The 14,395-nt window shown below is 61.4% G+C and carries 14 protein-coding genes and 1 pseudogene; 10 read left to right on the top strand and 5 right to left on the bottom strand.

Features of this window, described 5'->3' with window-relative positions; all coding sequences use genetic code 11:
- Positions 1–35 precede the first annotated feature (35 nt).
- The 3 genes from LPU83_RS40275 (at position 36) to otsA (ending at position 3,875) form a co-directional block, all read left to right on the top strand.
- Positions 36–1,559, top strand: coding sequence for a S10 family peptidase (locus LPU83_RS40275; protein WP_024314467.1), 1,524 nt, complete (start codon positions 36–38; stop codon positions 1,557–1,559).
- A gap of 103 nt (positions 1,560–1,662) precedes the next feature.
- Positions 1,663–2,457: a trehalose-phosphatase gene (gene otsB / locus LPU83_RS40270; RefSeq protein WP_024314466.1), complete on the top strand. Its 795-nt coding sequence runs from the start codon at positions 1,663–1,665 to the stop codon at positions 2,455–2,457.
- A 41-nt stretch (positions 2,458–2,498) separates the two neighbouring features.
- A complete protein-coding gene (gene otsA / locus LPU83_RS40265; RefSeq protein ID WP_024314465.1) occupies positions 2,499–3,875 on the top strand; it encodes an alpha,alpha-trehalose-phosphate synthase (UDP-forming) in 1,377 nt (458 codons plus the stop codon).
- Here the strand turns inward: otsA and LPU83_RS40260 are convergent.
- A complete protein-coding gene (locus LPU83_RS40260) occupies positions 3,856–4,773 on the bottom strand; it encodes a choline sulfate utilization transcriptional regulator (RefSeq protein WP_024314464.1) in 918 nt (305 codons plus the stop codon). The two genes, otsA and LPU83_RS40260, sit on opposite strands and share 20 nt — an antisense overlap.
- Before the next feature lie 195 nt (positions 4,774–4,968).
- Between LPU83_RS40260 and betC the strand changes: the two genes are divergently transcribed.
- Both betC and LPU83_RS40250 read left to right on the top strand, forming a co-directional pair.
- The gene (gene betC, locus LPU83_RS40255; RefSeq protein ID WP_024314463.1) at positions 4,969–6,483 is read left to right on the top strand and encodes a choline-sulfatase; all 1,515 of its coding nucleotides are present in this window, start codon (positions 4,969–4,971) and stop codon (positions 6,481–6,483) included.
- A gap of 14 nt (positions 6,484–6,497) precedes the next feature.
- A complete protein-coding gene (locus LPU83_RS40250) occupies positions 6,498–6,743 on the top strand; it encodes a TOBE domain-containing protein (RefSeq protein WP_051166649.1) in 246 nt (81 codons plus the stop codon).
- Here the strand turns inward: LPU83_RS40250 and tsaA are convergent, their stop codons facing one another.
- Positions 6,744–7,268: a tRNA (N6-threonylcarbamoyladenosine(37)-N6)-methyltransferase TrmO gene (gene tsaA, locus LPU83_RS40245; RefSeq protein WP_024314461.1), complete on the bottom strand. Its 525-nt coding sequence runs from the start codon at positions 7,266–7,268 to the stop codon at positions 6,744–6,746.
- Between the two features lie 53 nt (positions 7,269–7,321).
- Entirely contained in the window at positions 7,322–8,905 is a 1,584-nt protein-coding gene (locus LPU83_RS40240) for a peptide chain release factor 3 (RefSeq protein ID WP_024314460.1), read from the bottom strand.
- Positions 8,906–8,995: 90 nt separating this feature from the next.
- Between LPU83_RS40240 and dut the strand changes: the two genes are divergently transcribed.
- Together dut and LPU83_RS40230 are read left to right on the top strand one after the other, a co-directional pair.
- On the top strand, positions 8,996–9,466 hold the full coding sequence (gene dut / locus LPU83_RS40235; RefSeq protein ID WP_024314459.1) for a dUTP diphosphatase: 471 nt from the start codon (positions 8,996–8,998) through the stop codon (positions 9,464–9,466).
- Positions 9,466–10,366, top strand: a pseudogene (locus LPU83_RS40230) (GNAT family N-acetyltransferase). Before dut ends, LPU83_RS40230 begins: the two are co-directional and overlap by 1 nt.
- A 1-nt stretch (position 10,367) precedes the next feature.
- Here LPU83_RS40230 and LPU83_RS40225 read toward each other — a convergent pair.
- Entirely contained in the window at positions 10,368–10,838 is a 471-nt protein-coding gene (locus LPU83_RS40225; RefSeq protein ID WP_024314458.1) for an Lrp/AsnC family transcriptional regulator, read from the bottom strand.
- A 103-nt stretch (positions 10,839–10,941) separates the two neighbouring features.
- Between LPU83_RS40225 and LPU83_RS40220 the strand changes: the two genes are divergently transcribed.
- On the top strand, positions 10,942–11,838 hold the full coding sequence (locus LPU83_RS40220; protein ID WP_024314457.1) for a DMT family transporter: 897 nt from the start codon (positions 10,942–10,944) through the stop codon (positions 11,836–11,838).
- A gap of 21 nt (positions 11,839–11,859) precedes the next feature.
- On the opposite strand, the gene LPU83_RS40215 is transcribed toward LPU83_RS40220, so the two are convergent.
- Entirely contained in the window at positions 11,860–12,378 is a 519-nt protein-coding gene (locus LPU83_RS40215; protein ID WP_024314456.1) for a Dps family protein, read from the bottom strand.
- Positions 12,379–12,620: 242 nt separating this feature from the next.
- On the opposite strand from LPU83_RS40215, the gene LPU83_RS40210 reads away from it, so the two are divergent.
- Both LPU83_RS40210 and cysK read left to right on the top strand, forming a co-directional pair.
- Positions 12,621–13,238, top strand: a complete 618-nt coding sequence (locus LPU83_RS40210; RefSeq protein WP_024314455.1) for a LysE family translocator — start codon at positions 12,621–12,623, stop codon at positions 13,236–13,238.
- Between the two features lie 132 nt (positions 13,239–13,370).
- Positions 13,371–14,333: a cysteine synthase A gene (gene cysK, locus LPU83_RS40205; RefSeq protein ID WP_024314454.1), complete on the top strand. Its 963-nt coding sequence runs from the start codon at positions 13,371–13,373 to the stop codon at positions 14,331–14,333.
- Positions 14,334–14,395: the final 62 nt, after the last annotated feature.

Below are 14,395 nucleotides of genomic sequence, written 5' to 3'. Positions count from 1 at the left end.
CGCCTCCCAATGCCGCTTCCCTCGGAGGAGAAGTCTTGCGTTTCCTATCCGCCATCCTGCTCACAACAGCCTTGCTTGCCCCGCTGACGCCCGCTTTTTCCCAGGAAACGCGAGGCGAAGCTGCCACACAGGGTTCCTCGGGAGACGGCGTGTTGAAGCTGTTGCCGGGCGACTCGGTCACCCGGCATTCAATGACGATCGGCGATCGGACCCTCGACTACGTAGCCACGGCCGGCACGTTGGATCTCTTTGCACAAGACGGCACCAAGGCCGGCGCCGTGTTCTATACGGCCTATGTCGCCAAGAACGGGAGGCCGGACCGGCCCCTGACCTTTGCCTTCAACGGCGGCCCCGGCGCCGCATCGGCGTTCCTGCATCTCGGCCTCGTGGGGCCGCGTATCCTGGACTTCGGCCCGAAGGGCGACGATGGGGCCGACGCAAGATTGACCGACAACCTGCAGACCTGGCTCGACTTTACCGACCTTGTTCTCATCGACCCGATCGGAACCGGCTGGAGCCGAACCGCCAAGGCCGACGACGCCTCCAAATACTACAACGTCAACTCCGACGCGGAGAGCATTGCCAAGGCGATCGCTCTCTATGTGGCCCACAACAGTCGGTCCGGTTCGCCCAAATACCTTCTCGGCGAGAGCTACGGCGGCTTCCGCGCCGCCAAGGTGGCCGGCGCGCTGAAGGATAGCCAAGGCATCATCGTCTCGGGCGCGATCATGCTTTCGCCGTTGCTCGAAGGACAACTGATGTTCAATGCCGATCAGTTTGCCCTGGGCGCGGCACTCGAATTTCCGTCGCTTGCGGCAGCGAACATGGACAGACGCAACGCCTTCGATGAGGCGCAGCAAAGCGATGCGGAGAAATTTGCGCTTGGCGACTATCTCACGACACTTGCCGGCCCGGCGCCGACCGGCGAGGCGGCCGAGGCCTTCTATGGGAAGGTGGCCGGCATGACCGGCATTCCCGAAGATGTCGTGGCGAGGAATCGCGGTTTCCTCGGAAATGCCTATGTCAAGCGGTCAGGCGGGCAAGGCGGCCAAGTGGTCAGCCCCTATGATGCGGCGTTTTCGACGCCCGATCCTTACCCGGAGTCGGACTCGGACCGTGGCGCCGACGCCATTCTCGACGGCTTCACACGCGCCTATGGCGGGGCTTTCGCCGACTATGCCCGCAATGAGCTCGGCTTCAAGACCGAGATGACCTATTCGCTGCTCGACAGCGATGTAAGCCGCAGGTGGGAATGGGGCGGGCGCGGCGGTGGATCCAGGCTGCAGGCGAGCGTTACCGACGACATCCGCCAGTTGCTTGCCTCCAACCCGAAATTCCGCCTGCTGATCGCCCACGGCTACAGTGATCTCGTCACACCCTACGGCGTCAGCCGCTATGTCGTTGACCACCTGCCGTCTTCGCTCGCAGGCGAGCGGGTGGCGCTGAAGGTCTATAGAGGCGGCCACATGTTCTACACGCGGGCCGACCAGCGCGCAGCCTTTACTGCCGATGCCAGAGCCTTCTTCACCGAGCATTCCGGCGCAATGCCGGCTGAATGAACGACTGATCAACGCACGGATTCCACGGCAAAATCTGAGATTTCCTCGCATTATTGAGCCAAGACGGGTTGCCTTCGGCGGATGCCGACATAGGTAAGTCACCATGTCATACCCCAGTGAGCCATTTCCTGCCACGATGCCGCAATCGGCCTCAGGGCAGACGGAATTGCTAAGCGCCCTTCTATCCTCCCCTCAAGATTGCGCTCTTTTTCTCGATATCGATGGCACATTGCTTGATCTAGCCGAGCAGCCGGATGCGATCGTCATGCCACCGTGGCTGCCGACAGCGCTCGATGCCGTGTCGCAAAGGCTCGGCGGGGCGCTCGCCTTGGTAACAGGACGAGCGCTCGCCTATGCCGACGAGCTGTTCACGCCTTTCCGATTTCCGATCGCCGGTCTGCACGGCGCCGAACTGCGCCGACCGGACGGCAGCATCGTGACAGCCGAGACCACCGCCGCATTCGAGGCATTGAAGGCGGAGCTCCGCGCCGCAACCGAAAATCTGCAAGGCGTCCTCGTGGAGGACAAGGGGGCTGCAGTTGCCGCGCACTATCGCCTTGCGCCGCAAAGGCAGGCGGACGTGGAGCCGATCATGGAGAGGCTGCGGTCCAAGGCTGGACCGAACTGGACCTTGCAGCGAGGCAAGATGGTGCTCGAAATCCGACCCGCCGGCGCCGACAAAGGTCACGCCGTAGAGGCGTTTCTGTCGATGCCGCCCTTTGCCGGCAGGCGTCCGATTGCCATCGGTGACGACGTCACGGACGAGGCGATGTTCCGTGTTGCCAATCGCTTTGGCGGCCATTCCGTTCGTGTCGGACCGTCTTCGGACACTGCCGCCGCTCTGGCACTGCCTTCCGCATCGGCGGTACGGGAACTGATTGGGCAGTTTGCCGTTTGATCCACGCACGATGTGCTGCCCTCCCGATGAAAGGAAGCTCCGTGACCCGTCTTGTCATCGTCTCCAATCGCGTGCCAGCTCCCGCGAAGGAGGGCGCGGCCTCCGCCGGCGGGTTGGCGGTGGCGCTCAAAGCGGCGCTGGAAGAGCGCGGTGGCATCTGGATGGGCTGGTCCGGCAAGTCGAGCGAGAACGACGAGCCCGGGGCACTCGCGCTGACGGAAGAAGGCAAGATCACCTTTGCCTTGACGGACCTCACCGGCAAGGATGTCGAAGAGTACTATTACGGCTTCGCCAATCGTGTGCTCTGGCCGATCTGTCACTACCGCCTGGACCTCGCGGAGTACGGCCGCAAGGAAATGGCGGGGTATTTCCGCGTCAATCGCTTCTTCGCGCACCGGCTTGCACCGCTGCTGCGGCCCGACGACGTCGTCTGGGTCCATGACTACCATCTGATCCCGCTCGCCGCGGAATTGCGGCAAATGGGCTTCAAGAACCGCATCGGCTTTTTTCTGCACATTCCCTGGCCGCCGGCCGATGTGCTCTATACCATGCCGGTTCACGAAGAGATCATGCACGGACTTGCGGCCTATGATCTCGTCGGCTTTCAGACAGACCATGATCTCGAAAACTTTGCCGGTTGCCTTCGCCGCGAGGATATGGGCGACGCGATCGGTGACGGCCGCTTCACGGCGAATGACAAGGTTTTCAAGGGCGGAGCCTACGGCATCAGCATCGAGACCGCCGCCTTCGCCGAATTCGCCAAGAAGGCCGGCAGCCACCATCTGGTGCAGAGAGCGCGACAGAGCATTAAGGGCCGCGACCTTATCATCGGCGTCGACCGGCTGGATTACTCCAAGGGCATCACCCAGCGGCTGGACGCTTTCGAGCGCTTCGTCGTCAACAATCCGGCCCACCAGCGAAACGTCACCTATCTGCAGATCACGCCGAAATCACGCTCGGAAGTCCCGGAATACGAACAGATGCAGCGTACCGTCGCGGAGCAGGCAGGCCGGGTCAACGGCGCGTTGGGGACGGTGGACTGGGTGCCGATCCGCTATATCAACCGCTCCGTCAGCCGTCCGGTCCTTGCCGGTCTCTACCGGCTGGCCAAGGTCGGGCTCGTCACGCCGCTTCGCGACGGCATGAACCTCGTGGCAAAGGAATATGTCGCCGCGCAGGATCCCGAGGATCCCGGTGTGCTGGTGCTCTCGCGCTTTGCCGGCGCAGCACGCGAATTGAAGAGGGGGGCGTTGCTGGTCAATCCCTATGACATCGAAGGAACCGCCAACGCGCTGGCACGTGCCTTGAATATGCCCCTGGAAGAACGCCGCGAGCGTTGGCAGCGGATGATGGACTATCTGCTGGAGTACGATGTGTCGCGTTGGTGCGACGATTTTCTCAAGGATCTGGTCGACTGACGATACCGGCTTCCGCCGTGAGCCAAGCCGCCAGCAGATCGCTTTGGGCGTCGCGTGTTCGCGGTGGCAACAGCCAATAGCCCCGGTCCGGCGCCTCCAGCGTTGGGCCTGCAGTTTTCAGCATCCCCGACGCGAGTAGCGGTTCGACGAGGCCCATCCATCCGATGGCAACGCCCTGCTCGCCGATCGCGGCCTGCACGACCAGCGAGTATGTATTAAAGCTCACATCGCCCTGCCCGGCGTGACTATCGCGGCTGACACCCAGTTCCGCGAGGTAGCGCCGCCAGTCGAACCAGGGCGAAGGCTCTGCGGCATCGAGGTGGATCAGGCGAGCGCGTGCAAGGTCCGTTGGCGCGGAGATGGCACCGTAGCGATCGAGGAAGCCTTGGGTGCAGACGGGTGCAACCCTCTCCGGCAAGAGCAGAACTGCTTGGCGCTCGAACTCCGTTTGCCTACCAAAGACAACGGCAACATCCCCGTCGTCCGAACGGTTCCCCTGCGTTCGCTGCGTCGCAACAATCTGAATATCGACGTTCGGGTAAAGCATGCGGAACACATGCATGCGCGGGATCAGCCAGAGAGCAGAAAAAGCATAGTCCGTGCGCAGCCTTATGGTTGGCCGATCGGCTTCATTGCGGAAGCGTCGCGCCAGCTGGTCGATCTCGCTGACGCTCTTTGCCACGACGTCGAAGAGACGCTGGCCTTCCGGCGTCAATTCCACGCCCCGATGCTGCCGCTTCAACAGGCTGACGCCGAGCTGCTCCTCCAGACGGCGAATTTGATAGCTCACTGCCGGCTGCGTCAGGCCAAGGGCGCTCGCCGCCGCCGACAGACTTCCCGCCTTGCCGATTTCAGCAAAGATGCGCATCCATCCAAGATCGACGCGGCGGCTTTTCATAAAAAATCCTTAGAGATGACATCAGAAAATGCCCGCTTCACAGCTCATGCGATATTGATAATCTATAAAGCCATCAAATGGCAAACGAGAGATGATGCCGAAATCTCTGCGGTGCATTGCAGTCGATGCGGACTGGAAGACCTCTGCAGACGCGGCTAAGTTTCCGCTCCCTGAGAACCGAAGGACACACTACGCATGGCGCGCCCGAATATCCTCATCCTGATGGTCGATCAGCTCAATGGGACGCTGTTTCCCGACGGGCCGGCCGAATTTCTACACGCGCCTCACCTGAAGGCCCTGGCAAAGCGTTCGGTGCGCTTCGCCAACACATACACTGCAAGTCCCCTTTGTGCGCCAGCGCGGGCTTCCTTCATGTCGGGGCAGCTGCCGAGCAGAACCCGCGTCTATGACAATGCCGCCGAGTTCGCGTCTGATATCCCGACGTTCGCGCACCATCTGCGTGCGGCAGGCTACCATACCGCCCTCTCCGGAAAGATGCATTTCGTCGGCCCCGACCAATTGCACGGTTTCGAGGAGCGCCTGACGACCGATATCTATCCTGCCGATTTCGGCTGGACGCCTGACTACACCAAGCCGGGCGAGCGCATCGACTGGTGGTACCACAACCTGGGCTCGGTCACCGGTGCAGGCGTCGCCGAGATCACCAACCAGATGGAATACGACGACGAGGTCGCCTACAACGCGACCCGCAAACTCTACGATCTCTCGCGCCGTCACGACGACCGCCCGTGGTGCCTGACCGTGAGCTTCACCCATCCGCACGATCCCTATGTCGCACGGCGCAAGTATTGGGATCTGTACGAGAATTGCCCTGCCCTTGATCCTGATGTTGATGCGCTTCCGTTCGACCAGCAGGATCCGCATTCACAGCGCCTCTTGAAGGCCTGCGATTACGATGCGTTCGAGATCACGCGAGAACAAATCAGGCGAGCACGCCAGGGCTACTTCGCCAGCATCTCCTATATCGACGACAAGATCGGCGAGCTCCTCGACGTCCTCGAGCGCGGGCGGATGGCAGACAACACGATCGTTCTATTCGTTTCCGATCACGGCGACATGCTCGGCGAACGCGGCCTCTGGTTCAAGATGTGCTTCTTTGACGGCTCCTCGCGTGTGCCGTTGACGATCGCGGCTCCGGGCTGGAATGCCGCCTGCATCCAGCAGCCTGTCTCGACGCTCGATGTGACCCCGACGCTGGCAGCGCTGGCGGGTATCGACATGACCAAGCTCGCACCATGGACGGATGGCGAAGACCTTGCGCCACTCGCGACAGGGACCGGGGCGCGTGGTCCAGTGGCGATGGAGTACGCCGCCGAAGGCTCCGAAGCCCCCCTCGTCTGCTTGCGTGACGGTCGCTTCAAGCTGACCCTTTGCGACAAGGACCCGCCGATGCTGTTTGATCTTCAGGCCGATCCCAGGGAACTGACCAACCTTGCGGGCGATGCAGGACATGCCGAGGTCCTGGCGAGACTGAAGGCTGAGGCCGACAAACGCTGGAACCTGCAGAGCTTCGATGCCGCAGTGCGCGAAAGCCAGGCGCGTCGGTGGGTCGTCTACGAGGCGCTTCGGAACGGGGCGTACTATCCCTGGGACTATCAGCCGCTGCAGAAAGCTTCCGAACGCTACATGCGCAATCACATGGACCTGAACGTGCTGGAAGAAAGCCAGCGGTATCCGCGCGGCGAGTAAGATTGCGGCGGCAGATCTGCGCCGATACAGTCAGGAACCAGGAGGCAGCCTATGAGGCGAGCGCACGGAATCGACTGAACAGAAAGATCGTTGAGCCGAAGAAGGGTGCGACCACGGCGCATGTCCGAATCGATATCGGCGGCGGGTCAATCGTCACGGCCTCCATCACCAACGAAGCGGTCGACGAACCGGGGCTCGCCGTTGGTGGCGACGCCTATGCGGTCGTCAAGGCCTCTGACGTCATGATCGCCGTCGACTGATCACCAGGCCTTCTTGCAAGAATGCGCCACGTCGTCGCCGGTCTGGAAATCTCTAGGTTGCGGCGGCGCGCTCGGCTTGAACAGCGCGCGATCGGGCTTCAGATCGAGAAGCGGTGTGCCGTCAAGGCAATCCATTCCCCGAACCATCAAGGTGGCACCTTCAACCCCCTCCAGCTTGACGATGGACGTCGCGATCGGGTTCGGGCGTACGGGCGAGCGAAGAGAAAACGTGCCATGCAGCTTTCCGCTATTGGCCGGACTCTGGAGGACGAGATCGCGTCGTGACCGATCCAACCAATAGAGCACTTCCAGCCGCTCGAAAGCCTCCACACCTTGGAGGGCCTGTCGCCACGGCTCGTATATCTCGATCCTGCAGAGCGGACCGTCGTGCCGTCCCTGGCGCGGTGTCTCCATGCGCGTGCTCCAGGGCGTGAGGATGCGCCCGATGAACACCAGCCCGGCGTCCGTCGCCGGCGGCAATTCGACGGCGACTTCATTTTCTCTGATTCCATTCTCTCCAACCATGGCACGCTCCTCTTCACCGGGCATCATGGCAGATCGTTATATCCGATCCAATTTCACGCCGCTTTGACGGCGTGATATTCCTTGAGAGCAGCCATCTTGATCGCAGGATAGCGCTCTGATTCATAGCGCAGCGAGAAGCTGTCCTGCGCCAGGAACACCGGATCATGGTCCAGGTCTCGCGCGATATCGCCGCGACGGGCAGTGACGAATTTCTCGAGCTCACCCGGCTGATCGGCCGAGATCCAACGGCAGACGGAGAAGCGCGACATTTCAAAGGAGACCGGCAGGCCGTATTCGGCCATCAGACGCTCCTTGAGAACGTCGAGCTGCAGCGCACCGACGACACCGACGATAGCCGGCGAACCATCTTCCGGGGAAAACAGCTGGACGACGCCCTCTTCCGCCATCTGCTGCAGCGCTTCCTTGAGCTTCTTCGCCTTCATGGCGTCTTCCAGGCGCACCCGGCGCAGGATCTCCGGCGAGAAATTCGGCACGCCTTGGAACACGAGGGACTCGCCCTCCGTCAGCGTGTCGCCGATGCGAAGCGTTCCGTGGTTGGGGATACCGACAACATCGCCGGCATAGGCCGTATCGGCAAGCTGCCGCTGCGAGGCGAAGAAGAACTGCGGCGCAGTGAGGCCAAGCTGCTTCCCGGTACGCGACAGCCGCGCCTTCATGCCGCGCTCGAGCTTGCCAGAGCAGATACGGGCAAACGCAATGCGGTCGCGATGGTTCGGGTCCATGTTCGCCTGGATCTTGAACACGAAGGCCGTCATCTTGTTGTCGGTCGCATGCACGGTACGGATATCGGCGACCTGATCGCGCGGCGGCGGCGCAAACTCGCCGAGCGCATCGATAAGATCGCGCACCCCGAAATTGCGAAGCGCCGAGCCAAAGAAGACCGGCGTCAGATGCCCCTCTAGGAAAGCTTTCTTGTCGAAGGGTTTGCAAGCCTCTATCGCCAGCGTCGTCTCCTCGACAAAAGCGCCACGCTCGTTCTCTGGCAAGCGATGGGCGACCATTTCAGGATCGGTGACCTTGGTCATGATTTCCTGGGTATCGGAGGCGCGCACCTCGTTGTTCGCCAGATGGTAGGTGCCGCAGAAGGTCTTCGAGCGGCCAATCGGCCACGTCACCGGCGCACAATCCAGCGCCAGCTTCTCCTCAACTTCATCAAGGATTTCGAACGGGTCGCGGCTTTCGCGGTCCATCTTGTTGATGAAGGTCATGATCGGAATGTCACGCATGCGGCAGACTTCGAACAGCTTCAGCGTCCGCGGCTCGATACCCTTGGCGGCGTCGATAACCATGACCGCAGCATCGACGGCTGTCAGTGTGCGATAGGTGTCATCCGCAAAGTCTTCGTGGCCGGGCGTATCGAGGATGTTGAAGACGTTGTCTTTATATTCAAACGTCATCACAGAGGTAACGACGGAGATGCCGCGCTCGCGCTCGATCTTCATCCAGTCGGAGCGCGTCTGCATGCGGTCCTTCTTTGCCTTGACTTCACCGGCAAGCTGGATGGCGCCGCCGAACAACAGCAGTTTTTCGGTGAGCGTGGTCTTACCAGCGTCCGGGTGCGCGATAATAGCGAATGTGCGGCGGCGGGAGACCGCCTCGGCGAGACTTTCGGCCATGATGTGAATCCTGTGGAATTGCGGCGTATCTAGCGATTAAAGACCGGCATTGCAATTGACCTTGGCGCATCGGGCGCAAACTAATGACCCATGACAATCCATACAGATACGCGCCCGACGCTCAATATCATCCGCCTCGCCAACGGCCAGGATCTCGATCTGCCCTCCTACGAAAGCAAGGGGGCGGCAGGCATGGACCTGCGCGCCGCCGTCGATGGCGCCGCACCGATGACGCTCGAGCCCGGAAAGCGCGCCCTGGTGCCGACCGGCTTCATCTTCGAGATTCCGGACGGTTTCGAAGGCCAGGTGCGCCCACGCTCCGGCCTCGCCTTCAAGCACGGCCTTACCTGCCTGAACACGCCCGGAACAATCGACAGCGACTATCGCGGCGAGGTTAAGGTCCTGCTGATCAACCTCGGCGAAGAGCCGTTTGAGATCACCAGGGGCATGCGCATCGCCCAGATGGTGATTGCGCCGGCGATCCAGGCCCATATCTGCGAGATTTCCGAGGCGAGCGCGACCGCACGTGGCGCCGGCGGTTTCGGATCGACCGGAGCATGATGTCCAAGAGTATCGATCATTCCGGCCTCACCTTTCGCCGAGACTATTTCGGCGACCGCAAGGCATGGGGCGCGTTGGTCGACCTCCTGAAGGACACATTCGATGTCGATATCGGTCCATTGCAGCAAATGGGCGGGCCTGATGCGAGCAGCATGCCCTTCGGCTGGTTTGCCTGTAACGGCCGGCTTGCCGCCAATCTTTCGGCTTTCGCAATGCCACTCATGATCAACGGTCGCACTGTGAATGCCGCCGCGTTTCAGTCGGGTGCCGTTCGTCCGGCATGGCGTGGGCGTGGATTGTATCGCGACCTGACCCAAAAGGCGCTCGCCTGGTGCGAGGAGAAGGGCTTCGAAGCGATCGTGCTCTACACGGACAAGCCGGCGCTCTATGAGCCTTACGGCTTTCGCGCCCTGCCGCTGCATGCCTATTTCCGGCAACGCGCCGGCCGCGCTAAAGGTGCGAACGCCGGCCCGGCGCCTGAATCCTTTGGAACCCGCTGACCTCAAGCTCTTAAGCACCGCATTGAAGGCACGTGCGCCGGTCTCGGCCGGTCTCGCCGTTCGTGAGAGCGCCGCGATGTTTCTCATCAACACCCAACTCGATCCTGGCGTCACGATCAACTGGCTGGAACGGGAACGGACCGCAGTCGCGTGGAAGATGGAAGTGCCAGGCCATTTCAAGCTGCTCGATGTCGTTTGCGCCGATATCCCTTCGCTCGCCTCGATCATTGGAGCACTCGACATCGACGTTGAAGCTGTCGACGTGCTGTTTTGCCCCGACAAGCTCGGGTGGAGCGGACAGGCAAAGTCCCTCGACAGCCACACGCAATTCATGGTCCGTGCGCCTGGCACGATCGCATTTGATCGACCGGCCATGCTGTCCCCGATGGCCGACTTCTGATCTATCGCTGCCGCGAGAGCGGTGGCAGGCGACGCTTTACCGGCGATGCCTTGACCATCGAGGTACTCGTTTCGGCCTTCTCCGCCACCTTGTCCAGGATCGTGTCGAGCTCCGCCATCGAGCGAACGACAAGCCGGGCAATGAAACAGTCGTCTCCCGTCACCTTGTCGCATTCCACGAACTGAGGTGTGTCCTGGATGATCCGCTGAACGACATGCAACTGCCCGGGCAGCGGCCGAACGCGCACGATCGCCTGCAGCGGATATCCGAGTGCCGCAGGGTCGATGTCGATGGTGAAAGCGGCGATGATCCCCCGCTCTTCCAGGCGACGAAGGCGTTCGGCGGCGCTGGGCGAAGAAAGCCCGGCAGCCTGTGCCAGCTCCTTCAACGAGATGCGGGCATTTTCCGCCAGCGCCTCCAGTATTTTCTGATCGACATCATCGATCCCATTATCATTAGCCGAAACAGACATCATTCCTCACAATGATAGGAGAGTAGCACAATCAGCCTAATGCAAACTATATAACGAAAGGCGGGACCGCAATAATCTTCACCCATCGATATGGAGAGACGAGATGCATAGCGAAATCCGCACCGGCACCGCCCAAATGACCGCAGCAATGCTGATATCGGGAACAATTGGCTGGTTCGTGGTCATGTCAGGCCAGCCGGTGAGCGGCGTGGTGTTCTGGCGCTGCTTTTTTGGCGCGATCAGCCTGCTTGCCGTCTGCGCCGGCTTGGGATTGCTGCGACCCGGCATCATCAGCTTGAAGTCGACTGGTATCGCTGTCTTCGGCGGCGTGGCCATTGTTCTCAACTGGCTCCTGCTTTTTGCGTCGTACGGCCATGCATCGATTTCGATCGCGACGACCGTCTACAATACGCAACCTTTCATGCTGCTTGCGCTCGGCGCGCTGTTTCTCGGCGAAAAGATAACCGCCGCAAAGCTGTTCTGGCTGACGCTTGCCTTTGCCGGCATGGCGGCCATCGTCGAGGCCAAGCCGGCCACGGCCGGCGGACACGACGGGTACGGCCTCGGCATCCTGCTGGCACTCGGAGCCGCGTTCTTCTACGCCCTCGCGGCGCTCGCAGCGAAGTCGCTGAAGGGAACGCCGCCGCATCTTATCGCCCTGATCCAGGTCGCGACCGGCGTGCTGATGCTGCTGCCGACCATGAATTTCTCGGACCTACCCACGGATGGCCAGTCGTGGTCAATCCTGATTACCATGGGCGTCGTACATACGGGGCTGATGTATGTGCTGCTCTACGGCGCGATCCAGAAGCTGCCGATCCATCTGACCGGGGCGTTGTCATTCATCTATCCGATCGCCGCGATCCTCGTGGATCGACTGGCCTTCGGACACGCATTGCAGCCGTTGCAACTCATTGGCGCAGCCGTCATCCTTGTCGCCGCGGCCGGCATGAACCTTGGCTGGACGCCCGCGCAGTTTTTGCGCGCGCGGGCGGGCTGATGATCCGAGAAGCGAACGAGACTACTTCTGCTGCCGGGTCGTTTCGAACAGGAACCAAGTGCGGCGCTCGGCCTCGTCGATCCACACTTCCAGCAGGCTCGTCGTAGCGACGTCATTATGCTCGGAGCAGACATCATGGGTCTCGCGCAACAGCGAGACGAGCTGTCTGTTGTCGTCGCGCAGTTCCGCCAGCATGTCTTCGGGCGTGACGTACTCGGCATCGTTGTCGTTGATGCGTTGCAGGCGGCTGATATGGCCGATGGAGCGCAGCGTCGTGCCGCCGATCTTGCGGGCGCGCTCGGCAATCGCATCGGTCGTGGCGAAGATCTGCTCGGCCTGCTCGTCGAGCATCAGGTGATAGTCGCGAAAATGTGGTCCGGACATATGCCAATGGAAATTCTTGGTCTTGATGTAGAGCGCAAAGACATCCGCCAGCAGCGCAGCCAGGGCGGCCGAGATATCCTGAATGGCATTGCTTTTCAGGTCCGTGGGGGTAGCGAGGGGGGCGAGTTTGCGCTTTTCGGCTGCGGTGGGGCTCATCGGGTGTCTCCTCTGGCGAGCGGCGGGTCAGGCAATGGCAGGTGCGGGAGTGGCTTGTCGTTCCCGGATTTGACGGTTGGGGCGACGCCGGCGTCGACCAGCCATCAATCACCGCCTTGGAACTAGAACCACGATCGCCAGCGTCAATAGCGGCAACCTACCGCAGCATGATGACAAGACGTCAGATCCTTGAAAGCAACGGGCCGCAGGCGTAGAAGGCGATTGCAGCAGGAGCTCACGGCATGTCATTCACCGCCCTTTTCGCTTACGCAGTGGCACTCTTCATCGCGGCGGTAATCCCCGGACCGGGCATCACGGCTATCGTTGCCCGCGCGCTCGGCTCGAACTTTCGCGAGACGTTTTTCATGGGCCTCGGCCTCGTGCTGGGCGACATGACCTATCTGACGGCGGTCATCCTCGGGCTGGCCTTCGTGGCGCAAACCTTCACCGAAGTGTTCATTGTCATCAAGATCGCCGGGGCGCTTTATCTCGGCTACATCGCCTATAAACTCTGGACGGCCGGGCTGCTGCCGCAGGATGTCGCCGCGAAGAAGGCGAGCAATGTCGGGATGAGCTTCCTGTCCGGCCTGCTGGTGACGCTTGGCAACCCCAAAACCATGCTTTTCTACGTCGCGCTGGTGCCGACGCTGATCGACCTCAACACCATCGGGCTTCGCGAATACGGCATTCTGCTCGCAACCACCTTCGTTGTCCTGCTCGTTGTTCTGGTGCCCTACATGCTGCTTGCCGCACGTGCGCGAATGATGCTCAAGCAACCGCGTGCGCTGCAGGCGCTGAACAAGACGGCGGCCGGCATTCTGGCGGGCACAGCAGCCTTCATCGCCACCCGCGCGGCCTGAAAAATTCATTCGGCAAAGCTCGGTTCTTAAAGGATTTTTTCTATCCTAGTCCCTTCGGGTGGGTGAAGCCACACTGGTCTCCGTCCGCCTTTGACCCTATTGTCTCCGCACATTTCATCCAGGGAGAGCGTAATGTCGAAGAAACCGGGCCGTGGCCGCATCTATTCCTCGATCACCGAAACCATCGGCGACACGCCGATCGTGCGGCTCGACAAGCTCGCCAAGGCGAAGGGCGTCAAGGCAAACCTCCTGGCCAAGCTGGAATTCTTCAATCCGATTGCTTCCGTGAAGGACCGTATCGGCGTTGCAATGATCGAGTCGCTGGAGTCGCAGGGTAAGATCTCGCCTGGCAAAACGACCCTGATCGAGCCGACATCGGGCAATACCGGTATTGCGCTCGCCTTCGCCGCTGCGGCGAAGGGATACAAGCTGATCCTGACGATGCCGGAAACGATGTCCATCGAGCGCCGCAAGATGCTGGCGCTGCTCGGCGCCGAACTTGTCCTGACCGAAGGCCCGAAGGGCATGAAGGGCGCGATCGCGAAGGCCGAGGAACTGGCTGCGACGCTCCCGGATGCCATCATCCCGCAGCAGTTCGAAAACCCGGCCAACCCGGAAATCCATCGCCGCACCACGGCCGAAGAGATCTGGAACGATACCGACGGTACGGTCGACATCCTGGTTGCCGGCATCGGCACCGGCGGCACCATCACCGGTGCGGGCCAGGTGCTGAAGTCGAAGAAGCCTGGCATCAAGGTGGTCGCCGTCGAGCCGGCGGAATCCCCGGTTCTTTCGGGCGGCCAGCCGGGACCGCACAAGATTCAGGGCATCGGCGCCGGCTTTGCGCCGGCAATCCTCGATACGCACATCTACGACGAAATCATCACGGTGAGCAGCCAGGAGGCGCTGGAACTTGCCCGCGAGGTTGCCAAGCTCGAAGGCGTGCCGGTGGGCATTTCCTCCGGTGCAGCACTGGCCGCGGCTATCGAGGTCGGCAGCCGCGAGGAGAATGCGGGAAAGAATCTCGTCGTGATCATTCCGTCCTTTGCCGAACGCTATCTCTCGACCGCACTGTTCGACGGCCTCGGGAACTGAAAGGCCTCATCTGCTAAAGGAACCTGGGGCGCTTCGGCGCCCCTTTTCGTTTCAGCGGCGGT

Source organism: Rhizobium favelukesii (genome assembly GCF_000577275.2).
GTDB lineage: Bacteria > Pseudomonadota > Alphaproteobacteria > Rhizobiales > Rhizobiaceae > Rhizobium > Rhizobium favelukesii.
Note: the sequence above shows the minus strand (reverse complement) of the source record. Positions and strands in the feature narration are given on the sequence as shown.

Bases quoted from the DNA above. Each gene is read 5' to 3' on its own strand.
- otsB (WP_024314466.1), top strand. From the start codon at position 1,663: ATGTCATACCCCAGTGAGCCATTTCCTGCCACGATGCCGCAATCGGCC.
- LPU83_RS40260 (WP_024314464.1), bottom strand. From the start codon at position 4,773: ATGAAAAGCCGCCGCGTCGATCTTGGATGGATGCGCATCTTTGCTGAA.
- betC (WP_024314463.1), top strand. From the start codon at position 4,969: ATGGCGCGCCCGAATATCCTCATCCTGATGGTCGATCAGCTCAATGGG.
- tsaA (WP_024314461.1), bottom strand. From the start codon at position 7,268: ATGGTTGGAGAGAATGGAATCAGAGAAAATGAAGTCGCCGTCGAATTG.
- LPU83_RS40240 (WP_024314460.1), bottom strand. From the start codon at position 8,905: ATGGCCGAAAGTCTCGCCGAGGCGGTCTCCCGCCGCCGCACATTCGCT.
- dut (WP_024314459.1), top strand. From the start codon at position 8,996: ATGACAATCCATACAGATACGCGCCCGACGCTCAATATCATCCGCCTC.
- LPU83_RS40225 (WP_024314458.1), bottom strand. From the start codon at position 10,838: ATGTCTGTTTCGGCTAATGATAATGGGATCGATGATGTCGATCAGAAA.
- LPU83_RS40220 (WP_024314457.1), top strand. From the start codon at position 10,942: ATGCATAGCGAAATCCGCACCGGCACCGCCCAAATGACCGCAGCAATG.
- LPU83_RS40215 (WP_024314456.1), bottom strand. From the start codon at position 12,378: ATGAGCCCCACCGCAGCCGAAAAGCGCAAACTCGCCCCCCTCGCTACC.
- LPU83_RS40210 (WP_024314455.1), top strand. From the start codon at position 12,621: ATGTCATTCACCGCCCTTTTCGCTTACGCAGTGGCACTCTTCATCGCG.
- cysK (WP_024314454.1), top strand. From the start codon at position 13,371: ATGTCGAAGAAACCGGGCCGTGGCCGCATCTATTCCTCGATCACCGAA.